Source organism: Mycobacterium sp. ABE4_509, assembly GCF_056160785.1.
This window is the reverse complement of sequence record NZ_JBSWXU010000222.1, coordinates 1-5,878: the sequence shown is the minus strand read 5'-3', so window position 1 is coordinate 5,878 and position 5,878 is coordinate 1. Positions and strand designations below refer to the sequence as shown.

Here is a 5,878-nt window from a genome sequence, read left to right as displayed (position 1 = left end):
GGGCAGCTCGGCAAGCTGGCCGCCGCCGCGCCGCGGGCCCTGCCGGACAAGCACTGCCGGGCCAACCTGGCCGCCGCCGGCAGCGACCTGCACCTCGAGGTGCCGGTCCAGCTCATCGTCGGCACCGAGGACGAATTCGTTGCGCCGCACGTCTACGACGACATGGCGGCCTGGGTGACGCGGCTGTGGCGCCGCGACGTCAAGGGCGGGCACGCGCTGGTGACCTCGCACCCGCAGGTGTTGGCCCGCGCGGTGACCCAGTTCGCCGACCACCTCGACGGCGCGCCTGCCGCCCGCGAGCTGAGGCGGGCTCAGGTCGGCCGGGCGCGGCAGGCCTTCACCGACACCCTGGTCTCGGTGACCGGAGCCGGCAGCGGTATCGGCCGGGAGACGGCGATCGCGTTCGCGCGGGCCGGGGCCGAGGTGGTGATCAGCGACGTCGACGAGCCCGGGCTCGCCGAGACCGCCCGGCTGATCACCGCACAGGGCGGCGCGGCGTACAGCTACCGGCTCGACGTGGCCGACGCCGGCGCTGTCGAGGCGTTCGCCGAGCAGGTGTGCGCGCACCACGGGGTGCCCGACGTCGTGGTGAACAACGCCGGGGTCGGGCATGCGGGCTTCTTCCTGGACACCCCGGCCGAGGAATTCGACCGCGTGCTGGACATCAACTTCGGCGGTGTCGTCAACGGTTGCCGCGCCTTCGGCACCCGCATGGCTGCGCGGGGGAGCGGCGGCCACATCGTCAACGTCGCCTCGATGGCGTCCTACGCACCGCTGAGCGCGATGAACGCGTACTGCACGTCCAAGGCTGCGGTGTTCATGTTCTCGGACTGTCTGCGCGCCGAACTCGACGCCGCCGGTGTCGGCCTGACCACGATCTGTCCGGGTGTGGTCAGCACCAACATCGTGGGGTCCACCCGCTTTTCGTTGCCTGATCTGCGCCGGGCCGATGCCGAGGCGGTGCGCGGCCGCGCCCAGCGCGGTTTCGCCGTGCGGCGTTACGGTCCGGAGAAGGTCGCCGTCGCCATCCTCGATGCGGTGGTGAAGAACAAGGCGGTGCGGCCGGTGACGCCCGAGGCGTATCTCGTCTACGGGGCCGCGCACGCGCTTCCGCCGGTCATGCGCAGCACGGCCCGCGGCGGCAGCCTGCTGTAGGAGGTGCTGACCCGGGCTCCGCGGGATAGGTCACATCGACACCGTCTGCAACATCAGTCCCGGCAGCCTCTGCCGGGGCTGCGGGTGTCGCCCGGCGAATGCGCTATCGCCCGCGATATCGGGCAGGCCGCTAGCGTCGGCGATACCGGATTGTCGGAACGACAGCAGGAAGCTTCGAGCGACTGGTGTGGTGCATGTGACAGAAGTGGCACCGGTGGCCGGATTGGTGACCGCTGCCGCGGCCGCGCCAGGTTAGCGTTGCGCGGATGAGTCACCGCTATACCTACCGTGTCGAATTCTCCTCCAGGAGCGGACAATACGTCGCCCGCTGCCTGGAGATACCGCCGCTGCGGGAGGCGGGGCCCACCGCCTCCGAGGCGATGACCCGTGCGGAGACGGCGACGGACCGCTACCTGGAAGACATGGCCGGGGCGATCGGCGGTGAGCCGCCGGAACCGTTCGCCGATCACGATTTCAGCGGCAACTTCCTCGTCCGCACATCGGGCGAACTGCACTCCCGGTTGACGATGGAGGCCGCAGAACAGGGCGTGTCGCTCAACCAGTGGGTGGTGCAGAAACTGGCCAACCGACCGCCCGCACTGGACTGGTGATCCAGGCCCACGAACTCCTCAGCCGTTCGCGGCGATGTCCTCGAGCACCGCGAACATGGTCCGCGTGGGCACCCCGGTACCTCCCTTGGGGGTGTATCCCCACGGGCCGCCCGAGTTGTAGGCCGGCGCGGCGATGTCGATGTGGGCCCACTGCACGCCGTCGGCGACGAACTCCCGCAGGTAGGTCCCGGCGACCAGCATCCCGGCGAAGCGCGACCCGCTCACATTGGCCAGATCGGCCACCGTGGACTTCAGGTCGTCCTTCAGTTCCTCGGGCAGCGGCATCGCCCAGGCGTTCTCGCCGACAGCTTGCGAGATCTCGGCCACCCGGTCCCGGAACTCGTCGCTACCCATCACCCCGGGCGTGCGCGAGCCCAGCGCGACGGTCTGCGCGCCCGTCAGCGTGGACGTCTCGATGAGGTAATCGGGTTCGTCCTCGCAGGCCCGCACGATCGCGTCGGCCAGGATCAACCTGCCCTCGGCGTCGGTGTTGAGCACCTCCACGGTGATGCCGCCGTACTGGGTCAGCACGTCGCCCGGGCGCTGGGCCGTCGACGACGGCATGTTCTCGGCCATCGGAACGGTCGCCACGACGTCGATCGGCAGTTTGAGCTGTGCGGCGAGCACCACGGTGGCGATCACCGCGGCAGCCCCACCCATGTCGGAGGTCATGTGGTGCATGTTGGCGGCGGGCTTGATCGAGATGCCCCCGGTGTCGAACGTGATGCCCTTGCCGACCAGCGCGACCGACTTGCTGTTCTTGTTCTTGGCGCCACGGTGGGTCAACCGGACCAGCCGCGGCGGGCGGGAGGAACCCTTGCCCACGCCGACGATCCCGCCGTAGCCGTCCTTGGCCAGCGCCTTGTCGTCGAGCACCTCGACCCCGAGGCCGGCGGCATCCCCCAAAGCCTTTGCCCGCTTGGCGAATTCGGCGGGGTAGAGGTGGCTGGGCGGGGTGTTCACGAAATCCCGGGCGGTCGCGACCGCCGCGGCGACCGCCGCCGCCCGGCTGGCGATCTCTTTGGTGGCCGCTCTGGTGTCGGGGGTCAGCGCGCTGATCTTGGCCACCCCGGCGTCCTTCGGTGCGGTCTTGTCGCTGCGGAACGCGCTGAACCGGTAGGCGCCCAGGATCAGCCCCTCGATCGACGCTTCGAGGTCGATGTCGGACAGCGTGGTGAACACGTTCTGGACCCCGGACAGCGAGCGGGCCGCCACCCCGGCAGCCCGCCGGATCGTCTCGGCGGGCCACTGGTCGCGCTCCCGGCCCAACCCCACGGTCAGCACGCTGTCCACCGGCAGCGACGGCACCACCACCCGGGTCACCTGCTCGGCGCCCCCCTTCGCGCCCAGCGCCGCGAGCGCCACCTCGATCTCGCCGACGGCCTCGGCGTCCAGATACGGATTGCCCACCACGGTGGCCGGCGCGTCGTCGTCACCGCTGAGCACTCCGACGATCAGGACCGACGAGTCGACCTTGCGTTTCGGCAGGGTGCTGGCCACGGCGACGGTGGGGGACGGATAACCGGATGAGGTGCTGACGGGGCTCACGAGGACTCACCCTAGCCACTGGGCTACTAGTCTGGTTCGGCGTGAGTGACAACCTGTTGGCCGGCCCCCTGGAGAACCGACACCGCGAGCTGGGCGCGAGCTTCGCCGAATTCGGCGGCTGGCTGATGCCGGTGTCCTACGCCGGCACCGTCGCCGAGCACAACGCCACCCGCGAGGCGGTGGGCCTGTTCGACGTCAGCCACCTCGGTAAAGCCCTGGTCAAGGGTCCCGGGGCGGCGGAATACGTCAACTCCGCGCTCACCAACGACCTGCGCAAGATCGGCCTCGGCAAAGCCCAGTACACGATGTGCTGCACCGACGGCGGGGACCTCGCCGGCGTCATGGACGACCTGATCGCCTACTACGTCTCCGACGACGAGATCTTCCTGGTGCCCAACGCGGCCAACACCAGCGGCGTCGTCGCCGCGCTGCAGGACAACGCACCAGCCGGTGTGACCGTCACCGACCTGCACCGGTCCCGAGCCGTGCTGGCCGTGCAGGGGCCCCGGTCCGCCGACGTCGTCGGCGGCCTCGGCCTGCCCACCGACATGGACTACATGGGTTACGCCGACGCCACCTACGCCGGCGCCGACGTGCGGGTGTGCCGCACCGGCTACACCGGTGAGCACGGCTACGAACTGCTACCGGCCTGGGATCAGGCGGGGGTCGTGTTCGACGCCCTGGTCGACGCGGTCGGGGCGGCGGGCGGGCAGCTGGCCGGGCTGGGTGCCCGCGACACGCTGCGCACCGAGATGGGCTACCCGCTGCACGGCCACGAGCTGTCGCTGGACATCTCGCCGCTGCAGGCGCGCTGCGGCTGGGCGGTCGGGTGGAAGAAGGACGCCTTCTGGGGGCGTACGGCACTGCTGGCGGAGAAGGAAGCCGGTCCGCGACGCACGCTGCGCGGGCTCAAGGCGCTCGGCCGCGGCGTACTGCGCGGCGAGCTCACCGTGCTGGCCGGCTCGCAGGAAGGCGCCGCGCCGATCGGCATCACCACGTCGGGAACCTTCTCTCCCACTTTGAAAGTGGGGATCGCACTGGCGCTGATCGACACCGCCGCCGGGGTCGCGGACGGCGACCACGTCGCGGTCGACGTGCGTGGCCGGCTCATCGAATGTGAAGTGGTCAAGCCGCCGTTCGTCGACACCCGCACCCGCTGAACCGGGCCCGGACCAGGGAGCGTAAATCGCTGGCGGGCCGGTTATACAATCGCTTTCATGACTGATGGCCTCGGGTTCACCGTCGAGCGCAACGCGACCCCGGCGAGCGACGAGGTGCGTGCCGGAATCCTGGCCAACCCCGGCTTCGGCAAGTTCCACACCGACCACATGGTGTCGGTCGACTACACCGCCGGCCGCGGCTGGCACGACCCGCGCGTGCTGCCCTACGGCCCCATCGAGCTCGACCCGTCGGCGATCGTGCTGCACTACGCCCAGGAGGTCTTCGAGGGGCTGAAGGCCTACCGCTGGGCCGACGGTTCGATCGTGTCGTTCCGGCCGGAGGCCAACGCGGCCCGGCTGCGGACATCCTCGCGTCGGCTGGCCATCCCGGAGCTCCCCGAGGAATTGTTCATCGAGTCGCTGCGCCAGTTGATCGCCGTCGACGAGATCTGGGTGCCGCCCGCCGGGGGCGAGGAATCGCTGTATCTGCGCCCGTTCATCTTCGCCACCGAGCCCGGCCTCGGGGTGCGACCGGCCGACGAGTACCGCTACCTGGTGATCGGGTCTCCCGCCGGGGCCTACTTCCCGCGCGGCATCAAGCCGGTCAGCGTGTTCCTGTCCCACGAATACGTGCGCGCCTCGCCCGGCGGCACCGGCGCCGCCAAGTTCGGCGGCAACTACGCCGCCTCGCTGCTGGCCCAGGCCGAAGCCGCCGCCCACGGATGCGACCAGGTGGTGTGGCTGGACGCCATCGAACGCCGCTACGTCGAGGAGATGGGCGGGATGAACCTGTTCTTCGTCTTCGGCAGCGGCGGTACAGCGCGCCTGGTCACCCCCGAGCTGTCCGGGTCACTGCTGCCCGGCATCACCCGGGATTCCTTGCTGCAGTTGGCCACCGACGCGGGCTTTGCGGTCGAGGAACGCAAGATCGACGTCGACGAGTGGCAGAAGAAGGCCGCCGCGGGGGAGATCACCGAGGTGTTCGCCTGCGGCACCGCCGCCGTCATCACACCGGTGTCCCACGTCAAGCACGCCGAGGGAGAGTTCACCATCGCCGACGGCGAGCCCGGCGAGATCACCATGGCGCTGCGCGACACGCTCACCGGAATCCAGCGCGGCACCTTCGCCGACACCCACGGCTGGATGGCCCGGCTCAGCTGAGGGCGCCGTTCAGCCCACCGAGATGGCCATCCCGACCGCGGCCACGGTCGTGGTCACCTCCACGGCGGCGCCGAGCACGTCTCCGGTGATGCCGCCGAACCGGCGGACGCAGTGCGCGACCAGCGCGGCACTGCACGCCAGCGCCACCAGCACGGCCACCGGTCCCTGCCACGGGCGATCGCCGGCGGCGACGGCCAGTGCGGCCACCCCGAGGATCCAGGCACCCACTACCCAGCGCGGCAC

6 protein-coding genes are annotated in these 5,878 nt (G+C 70.5%); 4 read left to right on the top strand and 2 right to left on the bottom strand.

The window, feature by feature from the left end; translation table 11 throughout:
• Both ACXAID_RS26770 and ACXAID_RS26765 read left to right on the top strand, forming a co-directional pair.
• A partial coding sequence (locus tag ACXAID_RS26770; RefSeq protein ID WP_475025208.1) for an SDR family oxidoreductase occupies nt 1–1,155 on the top strand: 1,155 nt, incomplete at its 5' end.
• Nucleotides 1,156–1,421: 266 nt separating this feature from the next.
• Nucleotides 1,422–1,766, top strand: coding sequence for a type II toxin-antitoxin system HicB family antitoxin (locus ACXAID_RS26765; RefSeq protein WP_475025207.1), 345 nt, complete (start codon nt 1,422–1,424; stop codon nt 1,764–1,766).
• 18 nt (nt 1,767–1,784) lie between these two features.
• Here ACXAID_RS26765 and ACXAID_RS26760 read toward each other — a convergent pair whose 3' ends face one another.
• The gene (locus ACXAID_RS26760) at nt 1,785–3,314 is read right to left on the bottom strand and encodes a leucyl aminopeptidase (RefSeq protein WP_475025206.1); all 1,530 of its coding nucleotides are present in this window, start codon (nt 3,312–3,314) and stop codon (nt 1,785–1,787) included.
• A 41-nt stretch (nt 3,315–3,355) separates the two neighbouring features.
• Between ACXAID_RS26760 and gcvT the strand changes: the two genes are divergently transcribed.
• Together gcvT and ACXAID_RS26750 are read left to right on the top strand one after the other, a co-directional pair.
• Nucleotides 3,356–4,474, top strand: coding sequence for a glycine cleavage system aminomethyltransferase GcvT (gene gcvT / locus ACXAID_RS26755; protein WP_475025205.1), 1,119 nt, complete (start codon nt 3,356–3,358; stop codon nt 4,472–4,474).
• 57 nt (nt 4,475–4,531) lie between these two features.
• On the top strand, nt 4,532–5,635 hold the full coding sequence (locus ACXAID_RS26750; RefSeq protein WP_475025204.1) for a branched-chain amino acid aminotransferase: 1,104 nt from the start codon (nt 4,532–4,534) through the stop codon (nt 5,633–5,635).
• Nucleotides 5,636–5,644: 9 nt separating this feature from the next.
• On the opposite strand, the gene ACXAID_RS26745 is transcribed toward ACXAID_RS26750, so the two are convergent.
• A partial coding sequence (locus ACXAID_RS26745; RefSeq protein WP_475025203.1) for an adenosylcobinamide-GDP ribazoletransferase occupies nt 5,645–5,878 on the bottom strand: 234 nt, incomplete at its 5' end.